This is a genomic window from Ruegeria sp. AD91A (genome assembly GCF_003443535.1).
GTDB lineage: Bacteria > Pseudomonadota > Alphaproteobacteria > Rhodobacterales > Rhodobacteraceae > Ruegeria.
In genome coordinates, this window is record NZ_CP031946.1 from 1,138,016 (window position 1) to 1,156,035 (window position 18,020).

The 18,020-nt window shown below is 56.3% G+C and carries 22 protein-coding genes and 1 other RNA gene; 13 read left to right on the forward strand and 10 right to left on the reverse strand.

Going from position 1 to position 18,020, the window contains the following annotated elements; all coding sequences use genetic code 11:
- Position 1: 1 nt before the first annotated feature.
- The 9 genes from dxr to D1823_RS05780 form a co-directional block, all read right to left on the reverse strand.
- Positions 2-1,174: a 1-deoxy-D-xylulose-5-phosphate reductoisomerase gene (gene dxr, locus D1823_RS05740; RefSeq protein ID WP_117869014.1), complete on the reverse strand. Its 1,173-nt coding sequence runs from the start codon at positions 1,172-1,174 to the stop codon at positions 2-4.
- Complete coding sequence (locus tag D1823_RS05745; RefSeq protein WP_117869015.1) at positions 1,174-1,956, reverse strand: phosphatidate cytidylyltransferase; 783 nt, start codon at positions 1,954-1,956, stop codon at positions 1,174-1,176. Before D1823_RS05745 ends, dxr begins: the two co-directional genes overlap by 1 nt.
- Positions 1,953-2,684 (reverse strand): isoprenyl transferase, encoded by a 732-nt coding sequence (locus D1823_RS05750; protein WP_117869016.1) that lies wholly within the window; start codon positions 2,682-2,684, stop codon positions 1,953-1,955. Before D1823_RS05750 ends, D1823_RS05745 begins: the two co-directional genes overlap by 4 nt.
- 9 nt (positions 2,685-2,693) lie before the next feature.
- Positions 2,694-3,257, reverse strand: coding sequence for a ribosome recycling factor (gene frr, locus D1823_RS05755; protein WP_117869017.1), 564 nt, complete (start codon positions 3,255-3,257; stop codon positions 2,694-2,696).
- A 182-nt stretch (positions 3,258-3,439) separates the two neighbouring features.
- Positions 3,440-4,435 (reverse strand): acryloyl-CoA reductase, encoded by a 996-nt coding sequence (gene acuI / locus D1823_RS05760; protein WP_117869018.1) that lies wholly within the window; start codon positions 4,433-4,435, stop codon positions 3,440-3,442.
- Positions 4,436-4,525: 90 nt separating this feature from the next.
- Positions 4,526-5,629 (reverse strand): dimethylsulfoniopropionate demethylase, encoded by a 1,104-nt coding sequence (locus D1823_RS05765; RefSeq protein WP_117869019.1) that lies wholly within the window; start codon positions 5,627-5,629, stop codon positions 4,526-4,528.
- The gene (locus tag D1823_RS05770) at positions 5,630-6,157 is read right to left on the reverse strand and encodes a DinB family protein (protein ID WP_117872762.1); all 528 of its coding nucleotides are present in this window, start codon (positions 6,155-6,157) and stop codon (positions 5,630-5,632) included.
- Positions 6,157-6,861 carry a DUF1326 domain-containing protein gene (locus D1823_RS05775; RefSeq protein ID WP_117869020.1) on the reverse strand — a complete coding sequence of 235 codons (705 nt, stop codon included), beginning with the start codon at positions 6,859-6,861 and terminating at the stop codon, positions 6,157-6,159. The genes D1823_RS05770 and D1823_RS05775 overlap by 1 nt, the downstream gene beginning before the upstream one ends.
- 4 nt (positions 6,862-6,865) lie before the next feature.
- The gene (locus tag D1823_RS05780) at positions 6,866-7,630 is read right to left on the reverse strand and encodes a DUF2182 domain-containing protein (protein WP_117869021.1); all 765 of its coding nucleotides are present in this window, start codon (positions 7,628-7,630) and stop codon (positions 6,866-6,868) included.
- 115 nt (positions 7,631-7,745) lie between these two features.
- Between D1823_RS05780 and D1823_RS05785 the strand changes: the two genes are divergently transcribed.
- From D1823_RS05785 to D1823_RS05830, 10 genes are all read left to right on the forward strand, one after another.
- Entirely contained in the window at positions 7,746-8,477 is a 732-nt protein-coding gene (locus tag D1823_RS05785) for a FadR/GntR family transcriptional regulator (protein WP_117869022.1), read from the forward strand.
- 117 nt (positions 8,478-8,594) lie between these two features.
- The gene (locus tag D1823_RS05790; protein WP_117869023.1) at positions 8,595-9,995 is read left to right on the forward strand and encodes a selenium-binding protein SBP56-related protein; all 1,401 of its coding nucleotides are present in this window, start codon (positions 8,595-8,597) and stop codon (positions 9,993-9,995) included.
- Between the two features lie 13 nt (positions 9,996-10,008).
- The gene (locus D1823_RS05795; RefSeq protein ID WP_205511930.1) at positions 10,009-10,662 is read left to right on the forward strand and encodes a hypothetical protein; all 654 of its coding nucleotides are present in this window, start codon (positions 10,009-10,011) and stop codon (positions 10,660-10,662) included.
- Positions 10,663-10,721: 59 nt separating this feature from the next.
- Positions 10,722-11,372 (forward strand): TenA family protein, encoded by a 651-nt coding sequence (locus tag D1823_RS05800; RefSeq protein WP_117869025.1) that lies wholly within the window; start codon positions 10,722-10,724, stop codon positions 11,370-11,372.
- Positions 11,373-11,387: 15 nt separating this feature from the next.
- Positions 11,388-11,750 carry a DUF4345 family protein gene (locus D1823_RS05805; RefSeq protein ID WP_117869026.1) on the forward strand — a complete coding sequence of 121 codons (363 nt, stop codon included), beginning with the start codon at positions 11,388-11,390 and terminating at the stop codon, positions 11,748-11,750.
- A 36-nt stretch (positions 11,751-11,786) separates the two neighbouring features.
- Positions 11,787-12,159, forward strand: a transfer-messenger RNA (tmRNA) gene (gene ssrA / locus D1823_RS05810).
- Between the two features lie 100 nt (positions 12,160-12,259).
- Entirely contained in the window at positions 12,260-12,691 is a 432-nt protein-coding gene (locus tag D1823_RS05815) for an ester cyclase (protein ID WP_117869027.1), read from the forward strand.
- Between the two features lie 125 nt (positions 12,692-12,816).
- On the forward strand, positions 12,817-13,632 hold the full coding sequence (locus tag D1823_RS05820; protein ID WP_117869028.1) for a sulfurtransferase/chromate resistance protein: 816 nt from the start codon (positions 12,817-12,819) through the stop codon (positions 13,630-13,632).
- Entirely contained in the window at positions 13,629-14,882 is a 1,254-nt protein-coding gene (gene chrA / locus D1823_RS05825; protein ID WP_117869029.1) for a chromate efflux transporter, read from the forward strand. The genes D1823_RS05820 and chrA overlap by 4 nt, the downstream gene beginning before the upstream one ends.
- Before the next feature lie 76 nt (positions 14,883-14,958).
- The gene (locus tag D1823_RS05830; protein ID WP_117869030.1) at positions 14,959-15,423 is read left to right on the forward strand and encodes an SspB family protein; all 465 of its coding nucleotides are present in this window, start codon (positions 14,959-14,961) and stop codon (positions 15,421-15,423) included.
- A gap of 27 nt (positions 15,424-15,450) precedes the next feature.
- Here the strand turns inward: D1823_RS05830 and D1823_RS05835 are convergent, their stop codons facing one another.
- Positions 15,451-16,014 (reverse strand): hypothetical protein, encoded by a 564-nt coding sequence (locus D1823_RS05835; protein WP_117869031.1) that lies wholly within the window; start codon positions 16,012-16,014, stop codon positions 15,451-15,453.
- Positions 16,015-16,219: 205 nt separating this feature from the next.
- Here D1823_RS05835 and fumC point away from each other — a divergent pair, with 205 nt between their 5' ends.
- Genes fumC through D1823_RS05850 form a run of 3 tightly spaced genes read left to right on the forward strand, consistent with a single transcriptional unit; the run spans position 16,220 to position 18,008 of the window.
- Positions 16,220-17,614: a class II fumarate hydratase gene (gene fumC / locus D1823_RS05840; RefSeq protein ID WP_117869032.1), complete on the forward strand. Its 1,395-nt coding sequence runs from the start codon at positions 16,220-16,222 to the stop codon at positions 17,612-17,614.
- Positions 17,614-17,790 carry a DUF4169 family protein gene (locus D1823_RS05845; RefSeq protein ID WP_117869033.1) on the forward strand — a complete coding sequence of 59 codons (177 nt, stop codon included), beginning with the start codon at positions 17,614-17,616 and terminating at the stop codon, positions 17,788-17,790. The genes fumC and D1823_RS05845 overlap by 1 nt, the downstream gene beginning before the upstream one ends.
- Entirely contained in the window at positions 17,787-18,008 is a 222-nt protein-coding gene (locus D1823_RS05850; RefSeq protein WP_117869034.1) for a ribbon-helix-helix domain-containing protein, read from the forward strand. The genes D1823_RS05845 and D1823_RS05850 overlap by 4 nt, the downstream gene beginning before the upstream one ends.
- Positions 18,009-18,020: the final 12 nt, after the last annotated feature.

Consider the following 18,020-nt stretch of genomic DNA (forward strand, 5'->3'; position numbering starts at 1 on the left):
TCTATCCTGCTCGTTCCACCACAGTGTCATCGACCCACTGACGTGCCAGATGGTCGGTTTGCTGTACGTTATCAAGGGTCATCGGGGCATCAATAAGGCTGTCTGACGCGTCGAACCTGTCCAGGACCGCGGAAACAGCGTCAGCCATATCCAGAAACCCGATCCGGCGTGCGATAAAATGATCCAGCGCGCGTTCCTTTGCGGCATTGAAAACAGCGCCTGCAAGGCCGCCACGCTTCATCACGTCCCGCGCGAGTTTCAGGGCAGGATAACGCGCCACATCCGGTTCATTGAAACGCAGTTGACCCAGCTTTGCCAAGTCAAGCCGCTGTATCGGCAAGTCCCGTCTTTCAGGCCAATGCAGCGCGTATCCAATGGCGTGGCGCATATCTGGTGATCCCATATGAGCCATAACGGCGCCATCCCGATAGCCGACCAAGGCATGCACTATGGATTCCGGATGAACCAGCACTTCGATCTGATCCGGATCGACGCCAAAGTATTCTTTTGTTTCTATGACTTCCAGTGCTTTGTTGAACATCGATGCGCTGTCGATGGTGATACGCTGCCCCATATCCCAGTTCGGATGGCTCGAGGCTTGTTCAACAGTTGCGTTGGCCAGATCACTCAGGGGCCAATCACGGAACGCGCCGCCGCTGGCCGTAATGATCACGCGCTCAACCGCTTCGATTTCCTCGCCAACCAAAGCCTGAAACACAGCCGAATGCTCGCTGTCTACCGGCAGCAATCGCGCGCCATGCTGTTTGGCCGTTTCCAGAACCAATGACCCGGCGCAGACCAGCGTCTCTTTGTTGGCCAGTGCAAGTGTCGAACCCTGTTTCAAAGCTTCGATACCCGGCGCCAACCCTGCCGAGCCGACAATGGCCGACATAGTCCAATCCGCCGGGCGTGCAGCAGCCTCGACAATAGCGCCGGGGCCCGCAGCCGCCTCAACGTCACTGCCGGCCAAGGCTGAACGCAGGTCGTCAAGCCGGTTTTCATGAGCGGTGACGGCAATTTCAGCGCCGAGCCGACGCGCATCATCCGCAAGTTTTTGAATATTGGCGCCCCCCGTCAAAGCCACAACGTCATACTCGGACGGCGCGCGCGAAATCAGATTGATCGTATTCTGCCCGATCGACCCGGTGGCCCCGAAAACAGAAACCTTTCGCATTACATTTCACCCGGCGAATAGATCAGCCCTGCGATCAGAACAAACAGCGCGGCGCCCATCATGCCATCAAACCGATCCAGAAAGCCGCCATGACCCGGTATCAGGTTCGAACTGTCTTTGACGCCGAACTTACGTTTGACCGCGCTTTCGATAATATCACCAGCCTGACTGGCCATTGAGGCCAAAACGGAAACAACGACAAAACCGAATCCGAACCCCGCCTGGCTTGCGAACACGACACCGACGCACGCGGCGGCGGCCCATCCACCAGCCGTTCCCGACCATGTCTTTTTTGGGCTTACCCTTGGCCAGAACTTCGGCCCGCCAACCGCCTTGCCAACAAAATAGCCAGCAACATCCGTGGCGACCACGACCGCGATCAGCCAAACCATCCAGCCAAACCCGGAGTTTTCCCGGATCGAAATGAAGCCGAGCCCGGCCCCAACTATCCAGACGACACACAGCCCAAACAGAACCCTGGAACGACTGACCTGCCCGACACCCACAAGCGCAGGCGCAAGCAAGATCGGCAAAGTGTAGATCGGGGGCAGATGATAGCTGAGGACAACCGCCGCGCTTGTCAGAATCCCCAATTGCACAGCCACGCCCCGGGCCTGTGGGTCAATAATCCGAACCAATTCCCAGGTCATCAGCCCACAGGCTGCGGCGATGAAGGTTTCGAACCACCAACCGCCAAGCCAGACTTCGATTGATCCGATTACGACCAGAACAGCAGCAGAAAGGACCCGTGTCGTCAGGTCAGACCATCGGCCTTCACTCATGCCAGAACCGCTCCGAACCGCCGGTCTCTTGAGCCGTAATTCTGGCACAGACGGGCTAGTTCAGCGGCAGAGAAGTCCGGCCAGAGGGTATCGATGAATTCATATTCCGAGTAGGCGGACTGCCACAGAAGAAAGTTCGAAATTCGTGCTTCGCCGCTGGTTCGGATCACAAGGTCCGGGTCGGGAAGAACGCGCGTATCCAAATACTTAGGCAGGGTTTCTTCATCGACCTCATCGGGCTTTAACCGCCCCTCAGCCACATCCCGCGCCAGGCGTTTGGTGGCGCGCGCGACTTCATCGCGCCCACCGTAATTCAGTGCGACTGTCAAATGAACAAGATCGTTGTTCTGGGTTTCTTCTTCCAGAGAGTCCATCAACTCGATCAGTTTCGAATCCAACCGGACGCGGTCTCCGATAAACCGAACCCGGATGCCATTATCCGCAAGTGTCCGGGTTTCCTTGATGATATAGCGGCGGAACAGGTTCATCAGGCCCGCCACTTCGACCTGTGTCCGCTTCCAGTTCTCGGTCGAAAAAGCGAACACCGTCAGATACTTGATTCCCAAACTTGGACAGGCCTCGACAACCTCGCGCACGCGCCGCGCACCGGCATGGTGACCGAACAGCCTGGGACGACCGCGCGCCTGTGCCCAGCGGCCATTGCCATCCATAATGATGGCCACATGGCGCGGGCCGGACTCCAGGTCGGTTTGCGGGTCTTTTGGCATCAGTCGGGCTCAGACCTGCATGATTTCTGCTTGCTTGGTTTCCAGTGCTGCATCCACGGCTTTGATCATCTCATCCGTCATTTCCTGAACTTCGCCCTCCCACAGCTTCTGGTCATCTTCCGACATCCCGTCCGCTTTGGCTTTCTTGATCTGATCCATGCCGTCGCGACGCACATTGCGGATCGCGACACGTGCGCTTTCCGCATATTGACCGGCGACCTTGCTCAGCTCGCGGCGGCGTTCCTCGTTCAGCTCAGGTATCGGCAGCATTATAATGGTGCCATTCAACTGCGGATTGATACCAAGGCCGCTTTCGCGAATGGCCTTTTCCACCTTACCGACCAGTGACTTATCCCAGACATTTACAGTGACCATACGCGGTTCGGGCACGTTCACGGTGCCCACCTGGTTGATTGGCGTCATCGAGCCATAAGCGTCAACCATGACAGGTTCCAGCATCGAGGCCGAAGCGCGTCCTGTTCTCAATGATGCAAATTCGGTTCTCAGATTGGCCATTGCGCCATCCATGCGGCGCTGCAGATCATCGGTGTCCAGTTCGAAGTCGTCAGACATTCTGCTCACTCCCCGTCTTCAGGTACTCTTTGGATGGGTCTTACGCCATCGCAATTGGGATGTATAGCAATCATGATCGGGAAATTTATCAATGGCCAGAGGTGTTGCGACCAATTTGGACAAACGTCGTCTTCCCGAACCTGGCCGAGTTTCTCCGGCCAGGTTGAGTTCAAAGCTCAGCCTCAGGCATTAACATCAACCACGACGCGCCCCTTGACCTGTCCTTTCAGAATGTCGGCCCCCAGTTGCGGCAGATCGGACAGACTGGCCGGTTGAACCATCGCCTCCAGCTTGTCCATCGGCAGATCCGTGGCGATCCGTTTCCACGCACGCACCCTGTTGTCATAGGGCTGCATCACGCTGTCGATCCCCAAAAGGTTCACGCCGCGCAGCAGGAATGGAATCACCGTCGCAGGCAAAGCAGCCCCCCCTGCCAAACCAACGGCGGCAACGGAGCAACCGTATTTCATTTGGCCCAGAACACGCGCCAGCATGGCGCCGCCAACAGCGTCAATGCAGCCAGCCCAGGATTCGCTTTCCAGAGGGCGTTTGGTCGTCTCATTCAATTCTTCTCGCGGAACAATTGTCGTCGCGCCCAGGGATTTCAGATAATCACCGGTTTCGGGGCGCCCGGTTACCGCAGCGACCTCATAGCCCAGCTTGCCCAGAATGGCTGTGGCCACCGAACCGACGCCACCCGCGGCCCCGGTCACCAATACCGGCCCCCGATCCGGGGTAAGCCCATGATCCTCCAGCGCCATGACCGCCAGCATCGCAGTGAACCCGGCGGTGCCTACGGCCATGGCCTGCCGCGTGGTCAGCCCTTCGGGCAGCGGCACCAGCCAGTCGGCCCGCGCGTTGGCTTTTTGCGAATAACCGCCCCAGTGAGCCTCGCCCACGCGCCATCCGGTCAGAACAACCTTGTCACCGGGCTTGTAGCGATCATCCGATGAAACTTCGACCGTACCCGCGTAATCAATACCGGGGACATGTGGATAGGCCCGCACCAGCCCGCCCCCTTTCGGAGACAGGCACAGGCCATCCTTGTAGTTCACTGTGGAATATTCAACGGCGACCGTGACTTCACCATGCGGCAGATCATCCACTGACAACTGTTTGAGCGAGCCGGTGGCAAGTCCGCTTTCTTCATCCTTGTCCATTACAAGAGCATTGAACATCTGTCATTCCTTTCGTGTTTCAGCGACCAGCCCAATTCTTCACCTGGCCAAAAATATCCCGAGGACGACACAACAGCGCCCTTAACTGTGTTAGATCCAGAAATGCGATTGCACGGTTGCGCGACGCATCCCATCCGGTGTCTCCACGTCCAGTTCCGTTCCGGCATCCCAATGGCTCAGGCGCACCATACCGATCGCGACGTTGGTTTCAAAATCAGGAGACCAGGCCGCCGAAGTCACCTGCCCCACACGCTTTCCGTCCGCAAACATACCCCAGGGACGATCGCAACCCGGCACCGGATCACCATCAATGGCGATAGGTCGGATTTGCTGTACTGGTCCCTCTTTGGCGACACGCAACAATGCGTCCCTGCCGATGCAGCCAATCGCGGTATGCGTGTTACAGAACTTCCCCAGACCGCATTCATGCGGTGTATTGTCATCGGTCATGTCGTTCCCGTAAGACAACAAGCCGCCCTCTATACGCTCAATCAGGTTCGGACAGCCCGCGCGCACCTGCAGGTCTTCGCCTGCCGTAAATAACGCGTTCCACAAAGGCATGCCGATATCGCTGCCATCCACATAGATCTCGAACCCGCCCTGTTTCGAATAGCCGGATCGTGCGACGGCCAGATCCCGTCCTTCGAACTCGAACATATCAAATTTGAAAAACCGGATGTCCCGCACGCGATCGCCGAACACACGGGCCATCAGATCGTCCGCCTTGGGCCCCTGAACGGCAAGCGGCGACACATCAGGTTCATCCACCAGCACATCCAGACGGTAGCCAACGGCGATACCCTTGACCCACAGCAACAGATCGCTGTCGGCAATCGATATCCACCAGCGGTCTTCAGACAGTTTCACCGCAACCGGGTCGTTCAGCATGCCGCCGGTTTCATCAACGATAGGCACGTAGAAACATTGCCCCGGCAACATACCGCGCAGATCGCGCGGGGTCAGCATCTGCATCAGACGTGCAGCATCAGGGCCACGCAATTCGACCTGCCGCTCGCAAGACACATCCCAGACCTGCACATGGGTTTTCAGGTGCCGATAATCAGCTTCAACGCTTTCAAAAACCGTCGGCAACAACATACGGTTGTAGACCGTGTATCCCTTGACCCCGGCAGCTTCGACCCCTTCAGAGAACGGAGTGCGCCGCAAGCGGCGTGAGGCGGAAATCTGTGGCATTCATACCTCCTCGGGCATAAAGACGATATCACTGACAGGCGCTTCCGAGCCCGTCTCGGTCAGCATTTTATGCACTTGTCCCCTGTGGTGGGTCTGGTGATTGAAGAAATGGATCACACACAACGCGTAAGGCATTGTGACATCGGCTTCTTTCGCGGCAGAGTACCACGTGAACGATCCGGTCAGCGGATCATCCCCCAACCCTTTCGCCCATTTCTGGATACGGCCATCAATCTTCTCGCGTAACGCCAACCAGCTTTGCAGGTCCGGGCACAGGTATACACTTTCATGGATACCCCCGCCCGCATTGTGAATATTGCCGTCGGGCCCGTCGCGCTTTTCGAAACGAGACATCCACATCCAATCGCCCCACAGCAAATGGTTTACCGTGCCCATGATCGAGCCAAAAAACGCCCCGCGTTCAAGGGTCAGTTCCTTGGGTGTCAGAGATTGCAAAAACTCTGACAACTGCTTGTTTTGCCAATGATTGTACCGCGCCATTTCCCGCGCATACGCGCCCGTGATCATCATTTGGGCCCATGCCAGTCGATGGGGCAGATTTCAGCGGACTTGCCGCCGAAATCCCAGACCCTGCCGTAGTCGCGCACCTTCGATTTGGTACCACGCGCCACGATGATGTCCGGTCCCATCCAGTATTTGGAGTTTGAAACCATCACCGGATGCTCCGGATCCTTGCCCGCAAGCATCTCGATCTCGCCCTGGATTTTGCGACCAATCGCGATCCGGCGTTTGTTTCCGTCGCGCTCAATCTGGACCGGAGCTCGTTCCGCCCCAATGATCTCGCTGACCAGCATAGTAAACAGTCCGGTGGTACCGCCCGCCTGACCGCTGAAGATTTGCAACAACCCGTTATATGCCTTGCCGCTTGCACGCTCATCAACGTAAGCGGCGACTTTCCACTGGCCTTCACCCATCCGGCCCGGAATATCGACCAGCAACCCGACATTCAGGCCCGACAGATCCTCGCCTTCATAGTGGCCTTCATCAACGATGATACCCATCCACGCATGACAATGACCTTCCGTCGGAGGATGCGCGCCCAGTGACACTACACAGGGGCAGAACACGTCACATGAACAGTTCAGGATCAGCTCGCCCTTGATGGCCCATTCCGTCGGGCTCATTTCACGCCGCTTGGGATTGGGCATGCGGCTGTCGATGCGCTGGCTGACAGGTAGCCGATCGGCGTCTTGTTTTCTGTTTTTAGCCATAGGCTTATCCTCCGTAGCTAATTGGGTACACGAGCAGAAAAAGACCGCCCGCAATTAATACAAATCCCATTGGACGGGTCACAGCGTGCCCGATCTGAGGGAGTTTCTCCAAAACCATGAACAGGGTTGCGAGCCCCATCCACAACAGGCTCATGACACCGCCGACAAAGCCAAGTGCCATGAAGCCCCAGCAACAGCCGACGCAAAAGGCACCAAGACCCAGGCCCATACGTAAACCGCCTGAAAAACCGGTTCTCCAATGCCCAAGGAAATAAGTCATCGGAGCATGGCAAACACCGTGGCAAACCTCTTTGACGCGGGAAAACTGAAAGGCGCCCACGGCAATCATCAAGCCGCCCGCGACCCAGCCGGATTTGGCAATACCCAGCATATCGACAACGCCACCAAACAGCAGAAGCAGTTGTATTCCTGCGATAAGAGCCGCAAACCCGACCCAGACGACGGAATACCCGGCCAGAACCCCCAGCCAGCCTCCGCGGCTGCCATTTGCACTGCGGATCAGGTCCTCGTAACTGCGCAGGGTCGGAATCAGGGTCGGCAGCATCATCGCCGCCATCATGATCGCCCACATTGAAAACAGCGGGCCGAACTCGGCCATCGGCATGTACATATCCATGCGCGGATCCATTGCGGCCATCGCCTGCCCCATCGGCCCCGGGCGACCGATCAGATCAAGGTCCATGTCCCGGCTCATCGAGAACATGATCCACCACGCCAACAGGATCAGAACATAAAAGCCCAGCCACATTCCGCTGCGCAGCCACGTGCGACTCACTTCAGCCTCCCGACTCAACTCCCTTGCTTTTCAAATGTCAGACTTTTAAATGTCAGACAAATAAAAATTTACCCAAGGTCGTCTGAAGATGAAAACCGCGCCCCGAAAAACCGCAGACCTGTCTGCCCAGATCGCCCAGGCCATTCGGGATGCGATCGTGTCGGGTGAGCTGATCGTGGACGCGCGCTTGCCATCCGAAGCGGAACTGTCGGATCAGTTCCAGGTCTCTCGCCCGACTGTGCGTGAAGCATTGAAACGGCTGGCAGCGCAATCCCTGATCCGCACACAACGCGGCGCTTCCGGCGGCGCGTTTGTAAATCGCCTGAGCTTTGAGGACGCCTATTCTCAGCAAGTCACGACTTCGACATTGTTGCTGTCGATGAATGCGGTCAGCTTCGATACGGCTTGCGAGGCGCGATATGCCCTGGAAAGAGCCTGTGCGCCTTTGTCCGCGCAGCGACGCACTGCAGATCACCTGGCGACTATGCGGGCGGAGATATTCCGACAGTCCCAACCCGGCCTGACGGATGAAGCCTTTTGCGCATCAGACGTGACTTTACATCGCGCGTTGGTGGATGGGGCTGGAAACCCGGTCCTGTCCTATCAACTGGCAGGTGCTGTGGAAGCGATGCAACCGCTGATGAACATGATCACTTTCACTGCGCGATCCCGCGAGGAAATTATCCGCCTGCATGTTAAAATAGTGGACGCGCTTGAGACAAAAGATGCAGATACCGTGGACTCCGCACTGATTGATCTGGAACGTTACACACGACGACTGGCCCATGATGTGGCCAAGAGCAAACGTAAACCGACTTGAGGGCTGAATTCTAAACAAAATCAGAACAAGGGGCACACGAGCAGGCAGATTGTCATCCGGCGCCAAGACCGGAACTCTCAATGTGAATTGAAGATCAATGACTTACGGGAGGACGTTATGAATCAAAGACCGGACCCTAGCTTTTATCCATCCGCAAAACTGGCGATGGAGGGCCCCGCTGAGACACTTGCATTCACGCTGATGCTCAGCCCTGACTTTTCACAACCAGACGGACTGGCGGTTGTGAATGTTGATCCAAGCTCGGACGATTTCGGAAAGATCGTGCATCAGGTGATCATGCCCGAGAAAGGCGACGAGTTTCACCATTTCGGTTGGAACGCCTGTTCTTCGGCCCTGTCGCCGCTCAGCGGTCACGCGTTTCTGGAGCGGCGCTATTTGATCATCCCTGGCATTCGGTCCAGCCGAATTTATGTCATCGATGTCAAAAACCCGCTCGAGGCCAAGATACACAAGATCATCGAACCCGAAGAAGTCTTTGCAAAGACTGGGTATTCCCGTCCGCACACGATCCATTGCGGGCCTGAGGGCATCTATGTCAGCACCCTTGGTGGTGGCGGCCCCGACGGGACAGATGGCCCTCCGGGCATTTTCATCATGGACTGCGAGACCTTCGATATAATCGGGCGCTATGAAATCGAGCGCGGCGTGCAGGACAAGCATTATGATTTCTGGTGGAACCTGCCGCGTGACTACATGGTCAGTTCCGAATGGGGCCTGCCACCGCAATTCGAAAACGGACTCGTGGCCGAAGACCTGTTGTCCAATAAATACGGCCATAGCATCCATTTTTGGAACCTTCGAAACCGGACGAACATTCAAACCATCGATCTGGGTGAAAACCATCAGATGGCCTTGGAAATCCGCCCCGCTCATGATCCCGTAAAACAATACGGGTTCTGCGGCGTTGTCGTCGATACAACAAACCTGCAAGGTGCGATCTTCACCTGGTGGCGCAATGATGACGGCACGTTCGAAGCCAAGAAAACCATAACAATCGATCCGCAACCCGCTGATCCCGATGATCTTCCTGACCTTCTGAAGGGCTTCTCTGCTGTTCCGCCGCTGGTCACTGATATCGACCTGAGTCTGGATGACAAGTACCTCTATGTCGCTTGCTGGGGAACCGGCGAGATGCATCAATACGATGTATCCGACCCGATGAATCCAACTCTGGCAGGCAAGGTCGAGATCGGTGGAATCGTCAAAAAGACAAAGCACCCAAATGGTCAAACCTTTGGCTATGGTCCACAGATGGTCGAAATCAGCCGCGACGGCAAACGGGTCTACTGGACCAATTCTCTCTATTCCACGTGGGACGACCAGTTCTACCCCGAGGAAGGCGGTGCGGCCATGGTCAAGGCTGATGTCGGCGAGAATGGTGGTCTGACACTGGATCCGAAATTCTGGGTGGAGTTTCCCAAGGGTTATCGCAGCCACCAGATCCGGTTAGAGGGCGGAGACTGTTCAACCGACAGCTTCTGCTATCCGTCGGTCTGAATTGGACTTTCTGATGTCATCAACGGCTGGCCTGTGGCTGGCCGTTGTTCTGAGCGGCGCCTATCACGGTCTGAACCCCGGCATGGGCTGGCCGCTGGCGGTGTCTTCGGCTTTGATGGAGCAACGCCAATCCGCCCTGTGGAGCGCACTCGCGGCTTTGGCTGGCGGGCATTTCGTGGCCATGCTCGGCGTGCTTCTGCCTTTTGCCCTGATGGCCGTACTGGTCAACTATCAAAATGAAATCCGCATCGGCGCGGCCCTGGTCGTCATAGGCATGGGACTGTACATCGCCATAACCCGCCGTCATCCCCGCTTTCTTTCACGTGTTCCGCCAAGCAAGCTCGCGCTGTGGTCTTTTCTGGTGGCGCTTGCCCACGGAGCCGCCCTGATGCTGGTTCCAATCTATCTGGGCCTTTGCGCCGTGGATGAATTGGACGCGGGACATCAAGCGATTTCCCAGATCATGACGACAAATACGCTTTTGGTTCTGGGTGTCGCCGCGCTGCATACGGCCGCCATGGTTCTGGGCGGGGGGGTGTTGGCCTTTGCGGTCTATCATTGGCTTGGTCTGCAATTTTTGTCGCGCAGCTGGTTCAACCTGGAACTGATTTGGGCGCTGAGCCTCATTCTGGTCGGTGGTCTGGGTCTTTGGTCCGCACTTGGCTGACCTTGTACTTTGTTTTGAAACGCGCTTTGTCTGCATCAAAACAAAACTGGAGCTTCCGAATGCAGGACCAAACCCGCCCAACCGAAGTGCTGCGTCAGGGCAAAATCGACCAGTGGCAGGCCGCGACAACCCATGCCTTCACCTGCGAACTGTCTGACGGCACCCTGCCCGAGGATAAAATGCGCTGGTACCTGCGGCAGGATTATCAGTTCGTCGACGGTTTCGTGCGTCTTTTGGCCAGCGCCATCGCGCATGCACCGACCCTTGCAGACAGCGTACCGGCCGCGCAGTTTCTGGCGGTGATCACAGGCCCCGAGAACACCTATTTTCTGCGCGCGATGGACGCTTTGGGCACTGAACCCAGCACCGACCCCGCGCCGGCCACACGGGCGTTTCAGGATCTGATGACCGAAGCCGTGGCCTCTGGCCGCTATCAGAACATGCTGGCGGTACTCGTCGTAGCAGAATGGGTTTACCTGAGCTGGGCCAGCCCGGAAAACCCACCCAAAGACGGCTTGCCATTCTGGTTTGCGGAATGGATCACGCTACATGCGGGCGAAGGGTTCGAAAGCGTGGTGGAATATCTGCGGCGTCAGTTGGATAACGTCTGGCCAACGCTGGATGCGGATGAACAGGCCGAGGTTACACGGCTGTTTCATCGAGCCGTCGAGTTGGAACGTGATTTCTTTGACGCCGCTTACGCGGCCTGAACCAAGGAGGCCGCTATGGTCGCTACTCTGAACGTCATTGCGGCATTGCTGACCATCGGGTTCGGCGCATTCGGGTTTTTGGCCCCGGCCCATACCGCGTCGGCCCTGGATCTGGCCCCGACCAACAGCACAATGGGGTTGTCCGAGATGCGCGCCTCGGTCGGTGGTTTATTTGTTGTGACCGGGATCGCCGTTATCTGGCTGAACAACCCAATGGCCTATTTCATGCTGGGCATTGTCTATTCCGGTGCTGCACTGGGCCGGTTTGTATCGGTCGCGCTGGACAATCCACCCTTTGCCAAGGCGTTGATCTTTGGGGGAATCGAACTGGCTCTGGCGGTTTGGCTTATCTCCGCAAACTTCAACAAAGCCACCTAACAGATTGGAAATATGGGATGCGATAGACTTCATTCTGAGTTTGCATCCATCCATCACCTCACCTATATAAGAGGTGTCCTTCGGGACTATGGACATAAACGCGCTCGTAATAAGCGGATCGGACCCGGGGGCGGTACCCGGCGGCTCCACCATACACCTTCTGGGGGCATCCTTCGTTTGGGGATCACTTTCGGAACCGGGGGGCCGAAATAGGATCGACGAACGTCTAAAGGGGTTAGCTTTGTCCCGGCTGTCTGCCACCGTTACCGGCGAAAACAGTACAATTGCAAACGACAATCGTGCTCCGGTTGCAGTTGCTGCGTAAGCAGTAGCAAGACCGAAACTTAAGCCCTTGCGCCTAGCCGCGTAAGGCGGGGTTCGCAGGTACCTGGCAACAGAAACCTGCATTAATCCCCTACAAGTCTGAATTATTTACCCGCGTTTTCGCGGGTTCAGAGTTTGTTCACTCCTTTTTGTCATCTTACCAGCACTTGGACAGGAGAGCTGGGATGACGAATTCAGAGATACTCAGAACGTGGTATTCCGAAGTTTGGGAAAACGGAAACACCGAAGCAATCGATCAGTTCTTCGCACCCGAAACAATGGCCGAAGGGCTGATTCCGGAAATGCAGGTCGGTGCCGACGATTTCCGGGATCTGGTCATGGCGTTCCGCCACATTCTGGGGGACATCAAGGTCGAGTTGCCCAAGATCATCGAAAACGGCGACTGGGTGTCATCCATTCTGCATGTTCGTACTTTTCGTGCCGACAATGGCGCGCCACTGGAAGTCACCGGCCAGGTCATGGCGCGGTTCAAAGACGAAAAGATGGTCGAGGCTTACAATCATTTTGATTTCATCTCGTTTTTTGAAGAACTGGGCCAGTTTCCATCAGACACCCTACCCGTGTGCATGACAGGGCAGCGCCTGGACTGGGCGTGAACACAACGCAATCTTGACCCCTATGACCCTTGCGCGTTAGCAAGTGTCATGGGGTAAGATTGCGAACGCCCCGTGAGGCGACAGCCCAAGTTTCGCATGTATCCGCGGTTACAAGGAAACATGCCATGGCATCGCCCAACTCTATTTCCCCCAAACAACTCCTGCGTCTGATTGGTACTCCGAATGCGCCCGTTCTATTCGACGTCTGCCTGAATGACGATTTTGACGAAGATCCCTATCTGATCCCCGCGTCAGTCCGGCACCCGGTCACAGATCTTCAGGGGCTGAAATGCAAGATCTCCGGCCGCTCGGCTGTGATTATCTGTCAAAAAGGTAAGAAGCTGAGCCAGGGCGTTGTATCCTGGCTGCGCAGCGAAGGGCATCAAGCCGAATATCTGGAAGGTGGTATGTATGCTTGGCGCGAATTGACCGACGCGCTACGCGTACCCGCAGCCCGCATTCCTGAACGGATTGGTGGTCATACGCTCTGGGTCACGCGCCACCGACCAAAGATCGACAGAATCGCATGTCCCTGGCTGATACGCAGGTTTGTTGATCCCGACGCAAAATTCCTGTTTGTGGCACCCGGCGAAGTCGAAAGCGTTTCGACTGCTTTCAGGGCGTCACCTTTTGATATCGAGAACACGTTCTGGAGCCACCGGGACGACAATTGCACGTTTGACACCATGTTGGATGAATTCGAGCTTCACTCCCCTGCACTTGACCGGTTGGCCACAATAATCCGGGCAGCAGACACGAACCGACACGCGCTTGCACCCGAAGCGGCGGGATTGTTGGCGGTGTCCGTCGGGCTTTCAAGGCAGTATCGCGATGACCACGAAAACCTGGAGGCCGGGATAACCCTTTACGACGCGCTGTATCGCTGGGCTCGCGATGGGTTTGACGAAAGCCATGACTGGCCCACAGGTCGAACACCATGACACCGGTACTGACAGAGATTATCAAGGTCTTCGGCAGGATCGGACTGCTGTCTTTCGGTGGACCCGCTGCACAAATTTCCTTGATGCATCAGGAGTTGGTCGAGCGTCGATCCTGGCTGGATGAACAGACGTACCTGCGCGCCCTGTCTCTGTGCATGTTGCTACCTGGTCCAGAGGCGATGCAGCTTGCGACCTATGCGGGGTGGCGTCTGCGCGGTGTTGCTGGCGGGCTGATTGCCGGCAGCTTGTTCGTGTTGCCCGGCGCGGTGGTGATCGCGGTTCTGGTCGCACTCTATTCAGCATTTGGCGATATCCCCTTGGTGCAGTCGGCCTTCACGGGCATCAAGGCAACTGTCATCGTGATCGTTTTGCAGGCGCTTCGCAATCTTTCGCGCAAGGCATTGAACGATCGCGAGCACCGGACAATCGCAATTCTGTCCTTCCTGTCCATTTTTCTGCTGAACCTCCCCTTTCCAGCGATCATTTTCGCTGCCGCTTTCTGGGGGTACGTGACGTTCAAGGGACCCGTTGAAACACCCACACGGGAAGGAACATCACATCTGGCGCGTTCGCTTCGAACGATTGCTGTCTGGTTGCCGCTGTGGCTGGGCCCGCTTGTCGCTCTGAGCGTCACAGGCCATCAACTGCTGAGCGATCTGGGGTGGTTTTTTGCCCGTCTCGCTGTCGTGACCTTTGGCGGCGCATATGCCGTGTTGGCCTATATGACCCAAACGGTTGTCGACCAGTACCACTGGATCAGCACGGATCAGATGATAGATGGGCTCGGTCTGGCGGAAACGACACCGGGTCCGCTAATTCTTGTTACACAGTTTGTCGCCATGCTGACCGGGCAACAGACTGGTGGGTTTACGTTGGCACTTGCCGCTGGCGCGGTTGCATTGTGGGCGACGTTTGTTCCCTGCTTTCTTTGGATTTTTCTTGCGGCCCCTTATCTTGATCGTTTGGCTGCACGTCCCCGCCTGTCAGCAGCCCTGCACGGAATCACCGCAGCCGTCGTCGGAGTGATTCTCAACCTTTCCGTGTGGTTCGCCCTGAATGTTCTTTTCGAATCGGTGCCTGAAAAATCAATGGGGCCATTGGCAATACCCGCGCCGCAGTTATCCGCATTGGATTTCACAGCACTAAGTCTAACTATCCTTGCTGGGGCCTTGATTTTTCGACTGAAATTAGGGATGGGAACTGTGTTGGCCCTGATGTCGATGGCCGGGCTGGTTGCACACAATATCTGATCAATCCGGTCATACCCGCCCTTTCGTTTCCGAACAAAACCCCTATGCTGAGCATAACCACTTTTGAGGATCAAATATGTCGCAAGGCATCGATTATGGAAACCTGATGCACACCGCCATGCGCGGCCTGATCAAAACAGTGCTGACGGAAGTTTCCCGAACCGGTCTACCCGGGGCGCATCACTTCTTCATAACTTTCGACACGCGTGAGAATGGTGTGGAAATCGCAGACTGGCTGCGTGAACGCTATCCCGAAGAAATGACCATCGTCATGCAGCATTGGTTCGAGAATCTGGAAGTCGGAGAGGCCGGCTTTTCCATCACTTTGAATTTTGGAGACGCACCAGAACCGCTGTATGTCCCCTATTCCGCAATCAAGACGTTTGTGGATCCATCGGTCGAGTTCGGCCTTCGCTTTGAAAGCCCGGAAGATGAAGACGAGGAAGATCACATCATCGAAGATGAGATCGAAATCGAAGTCGAGGAAGACGAAGTCCATCATGATGCGGAAGTCGTGTCGCTGGACAGCTTCCGGAAATAACACTTAAAACCCCGCCCTGCGCGGGGTTTATCGTTTCATCAGAAAAGTCTCGACCGACCGGGATTTTTGGCCGTCGATGAATCGTGAGAACGCGAGGTTCAGCCCGCCTTCGGCCAGTGTACGGTCGAATTGCTGCAACTCATAGCCTCCATCCTCATCTATAAACAACGAAAACACAGTCAGCGTGTCGCCGACAATGCGGCCCCATACAAACGGCTCGCCCTTCATCGGGTCCAATGGCACTTCGTGACCAAAGACATTGCGTTTCATCGCCGCCGAAAACACGTCCGGGCGGTCCGACGGGACAAAATCAATCGAAAACTTCTGTTCCTTTATACGACCGTCCAACTTGTACGTCGTCGTCCGCCAACTGACGTTGAAACCGTTTTTGGTCTCGACAATAGAAACGCTCATGTCGCGTGGCGTTGCAGTGCCATCCGCGTCCACAACTTCGGCTGAACCGATATAGTCACCTATGAAAGGTGCTATGTCTGACGCGCGGGCCTGCAAACTCAGAATCGACAGCCACAAAGCGCAAACTGCAAGTATCGCGGCAGCTTTTTCAAGCTTAAGGCGATGGAAATTTGGCATTTTATCCTCCTGGGCGGTCATTGCTCTATTGTAGCCCAGAGGTGTCCGCAAACAACGCACATTCTCCCCCAATAACGATTAAAGTGACGCACCCCGCGCCTATACGTTTGACGTCCTTAAGTTTAAGGTGCGCGCAACTGGCCGATTGCGTCACGGCGTGGCTGCGGCTAAACGGCATACAACTGCATACCAGACGGAGTGACCGATGTCTCTAACCCGCACAGAATCCGACAGCTTTGGCCCGCTCGAGGTTCCTGCCGACAAGTATTGGGGCGCACAGACGCAGCGCTCGATCATGAATTTTCCCATCGGCTGGGAGAAGCAGCCGGTCGCCATCGTGCGCGCGCTAGGCGTGATCAAGAAAGCCTGCGCGATGGAGAACAAGGCGACCGGAACGCTGGACGTCAGGATTGCCGATGCGATCATTCAGGCCGCGGGCGAGGTGATCGAGGGCAAATTTGACGACAACTTCCCGCTGGTCGTATGGCAGACGGGTTCGGGCACCCAGTCGAACATGAATGCGAACGAGGTCATCGCCAACCGCGCTATCGAGATTCTGGGCGGCGTCATTGGCTCAAAGGACCCGGTGCACCCGAATGATCACTGCAACATGGGGCAATCGTCGAACGATACCTTCCCAACCGCCATGCATATCGCCACTGCAATGAGCGTCAGGGACGTGTTGCTTCCGGGGCTTGAGAAACTGGCGTCCGGACTCGAGCAGAAGGCCAAGGAGTTCAAAGACATCATCAAGATCGGCCGAACGCACACGCAGGACGCGACACCGCTGACACTGGGTCAGGAATTCAGTGGCTATGCCCACCAGGTTCGTCAGGGGATCGCACGCGTACACGCGGCAATGCCGGGGATTTATGAACTGGCCCAGGGCGGTACGGCCGTTGGCACCGGCCTGAACACCCAACACGGCTGGGATAAAGCCGTTGCAGGCCATATGGCACAGATCACCGACCTGCCCTTCGTGACAGCCCCGAACAAGTTCGAAGCGCTGGCCGCCCATGATGCCATGGTCTTCCTTTCGGGCGCTTTAGCGACGATAGCCGGCAGCTGCTACAAGATCGCAAACGACATTCGTTTCTTGGGCTCCGGTCCTCGTTCCGGTCTGGGTGAGCTGATCCTGCCGGAAAATGAGCCCGGGTCGTCGATCATGCCCGGCAAGATAAACCCGACGCAGGCCGAGGCACTGACTCAGGTCGCCGCGCATGTGATGGGCAACAACGCTGCGATGACATTTGCCGGGTCGCAAGGTCATTTCGAGTTGAACGTCTATAATCCGATGATGTCCTACAACCTGCTGCAATCGATCCAGTTGCTGGGTGATGCCTCCGACAGCTTTACCGAGCGGATGCTACTGGGCATCAAGGCCAATGAGCCGCGGATCGACAAGCTGATGAAGGAATCGCTGATGCTGGTCACGGCGCTTGCCCCAACCATCGGGTATGACAATGCCACCACCGTTGCGAAGACCGCTCATAAGAACGGCACCACCCTCAAGGAAGAAGCCATCGCGCTGGGCTTTGTGGATGAAGCAACCTTTGACGCCGTCGTCCGTCCCGAACAGATGATCGGCCCGAAAGACTGATGGGCAAGCCGGTCAATCTGAACCGGTATCGAAAAGAAAAAGCGCGGGCCGTGAAAAAGGCCCGCGCTGACCAGAACGCGGTCGCGTTTGGACAAACGAAAGCTGAAAAAGAAATCGTGAAGCTTCAACAAGAAAAACAAAAGCGCGACCTCGACAATCATGAGCTGGACGAATGAGCGGCCGCCCTGTCAAACGCTCTCTGACCCTGAAAGGGCATCGAACCTCGGTTTCACTCGAGGATGAGTTCTGGAGGGCTTTTCGCGAGATCGCTCATGAAAAAGGAAAACCAATCAATGTCTTGGCGGCTGAGATTGATGTGGAACGCGACCCGCAAACCGGCCTTGCATCGGCCATACGCGTCTTTGTTCTAAACTGGTTTCGCAATCGCGATTAGGACTTGTCACTC

Excerpts from the sequence above, each read along its gene's own strand:
- dxr (WP_117869014.1), bottom strand. The coding sequence starts at position 1,174 with ATGCGAAAGGTTTCTGTTTTCGGGGCCACCGGGTCGATCGGGCAGAAT.
- D1823_RS05745 (WP_117869015.1), bottom strand. The coding sequence starts at position 1,956 with ATGAGTGAAGGCCGATGGTCTGACCTGACGACACGGGTCCTTTCTGCT.
- D1823_RS05750 (WP_117869016.1), bottom strand. The coding sequence starts at position 2,684 with ATGCCAAAAGACCCGCAAACCGACCTGGAGTCCGGCCCGCGCCATGTG.
- frr (WP_117869017.1), bottom strand. The coding sequence starts at position 3,257 with ATGTCTGACGACTTCGAACTGGACACCGATGATCTGCAGCGCCGCATG.
- acuI (WP_117869018.1), bottom strand. The coding sequence starts at position 4,435 with ATGTTCAATGCTCTTGTAATGGACAAGGATGAAGAAAGCGGACTTGCC.
- D1823_RS05765 (WP_117869019.1), bottom strand. The coding sequence starts at position 5,629 with ATGCCACAGATTTCCGCCTCACGCCGCTTGCGGCGCACTCCGTTCTCT.
- D1823_RS05770 (WP_117872762.1), bottom strand. The coding sequence starts at position 6,157 with ATGATCACGGGCGCGTATGCGCGGGAAATGGCGCGGTACAATCATTGG.
- D1823_RS05775 (WP_117869020.1), bottom strand. The coding sequence starts at position 6,861 with ATGGCTAAAAACAGAAAACAAGACGCCGATCGGCTACCTGTCAGCCAG.
- D1823_RS05780 (WP_117869021.1), bottom strand. The coding sequence starts at position 7,630 with ATGTGGCTGGGCTTTTATGTTCTGATCCTGTTGGCGTGGTGGATCATG.
- D1823_RS05785 (WP_117869022.1), top strand. The coding sequence starts at position 7,746 with ATGAAAACCGCGCCCCGAAAAACCGCAGACCTGTCTGCCCAGATCGCC.
- D1823_RS05790 (WP_117869023.1), top strand. The coding sequence starts at position 8,595 with ATGAATCAAAGACCGGACCCTAGCTTTTATCCATCCGCAAAACTGGCG.
- D1823_RS05795 (WP_205511930.1), top strand. The coding sequence starts at position 10,009 with ATGTCATCAACGGCTGGCCTGTGGCTGGCCGTTGTTCTGAGCGGCGCC.
- D1823_RS05800 (WP_117869025.1), top strand. The coding sequence starts at position 10,722 with ATGCAGGACCAAACCCGCCCAACCGAAGTGCTGCGTCAGGGCAAAATC.
- D1823_RS05805 (WP_117869026.1), top strand. The coding sequence starts at position 11,388 with ATGGTCGCTACTCTGAACGTCATTGCGGCATTGCTGACCATCGGGTTC.
- D1823_RS05815 (WP_117869027.1), top strand. The coding sequence starts at position 12,260 with ATGACGAATTCAGAGATACTCAGAACGTGGTATTCCGAAGTTTGGGAA.
- D1823_RS05820 (WP_117869028.1), top strand. The coding sequence starts at position 12,817 with ATGGCATCGCCCAACTCTATTTCCCCCAAACAACTCCTGCGTCTGATT.
- chrA (WP_117869029.1), top strand. The coding sequence starts at position 13,629 with ATGACACCGGTACTGACAGAGATTATCAAGGTCTTCGGCAGGATCGGA.
- D1823_RS05830 (WP_117869030.1), top strand. The coding sequence starts at position 14,959 with ATGTCGCAAGGCATCGATTATGGAAACCTGATGCACACCGCCATGCGC.
- D1823_RS05835 (WP_117869031.1), bottom strand. The coding sequence starts at position 16,014 with ATGCCAAATTTCCATCGCCTTAAGCTTGAAAAAGCTGCCGCGATACTT.
- fumC (WP_117869032.1), top strand. The coding sequence starts at position 16,220 with ATGTCTCTAACCCGCACAGAATCCGACAGCTTTGGCCCGCTCGAGGTT.
- D1823_RS05845 (WP_117869033.1), top strand. The coding sequence starts at position 17,614 with ATGGGCAAGCCGGTCAATCTGAACCGGTATCGAAAAGAAAAAGCGCGG.
- D1823_RS05850 (WP_117869034.1), top strand. The coding sequence starts at position 17,787 with ATGAGCGGCCGCCCTGTCAAACGCTCTCTGACCCTGAAAGGGCATCGA.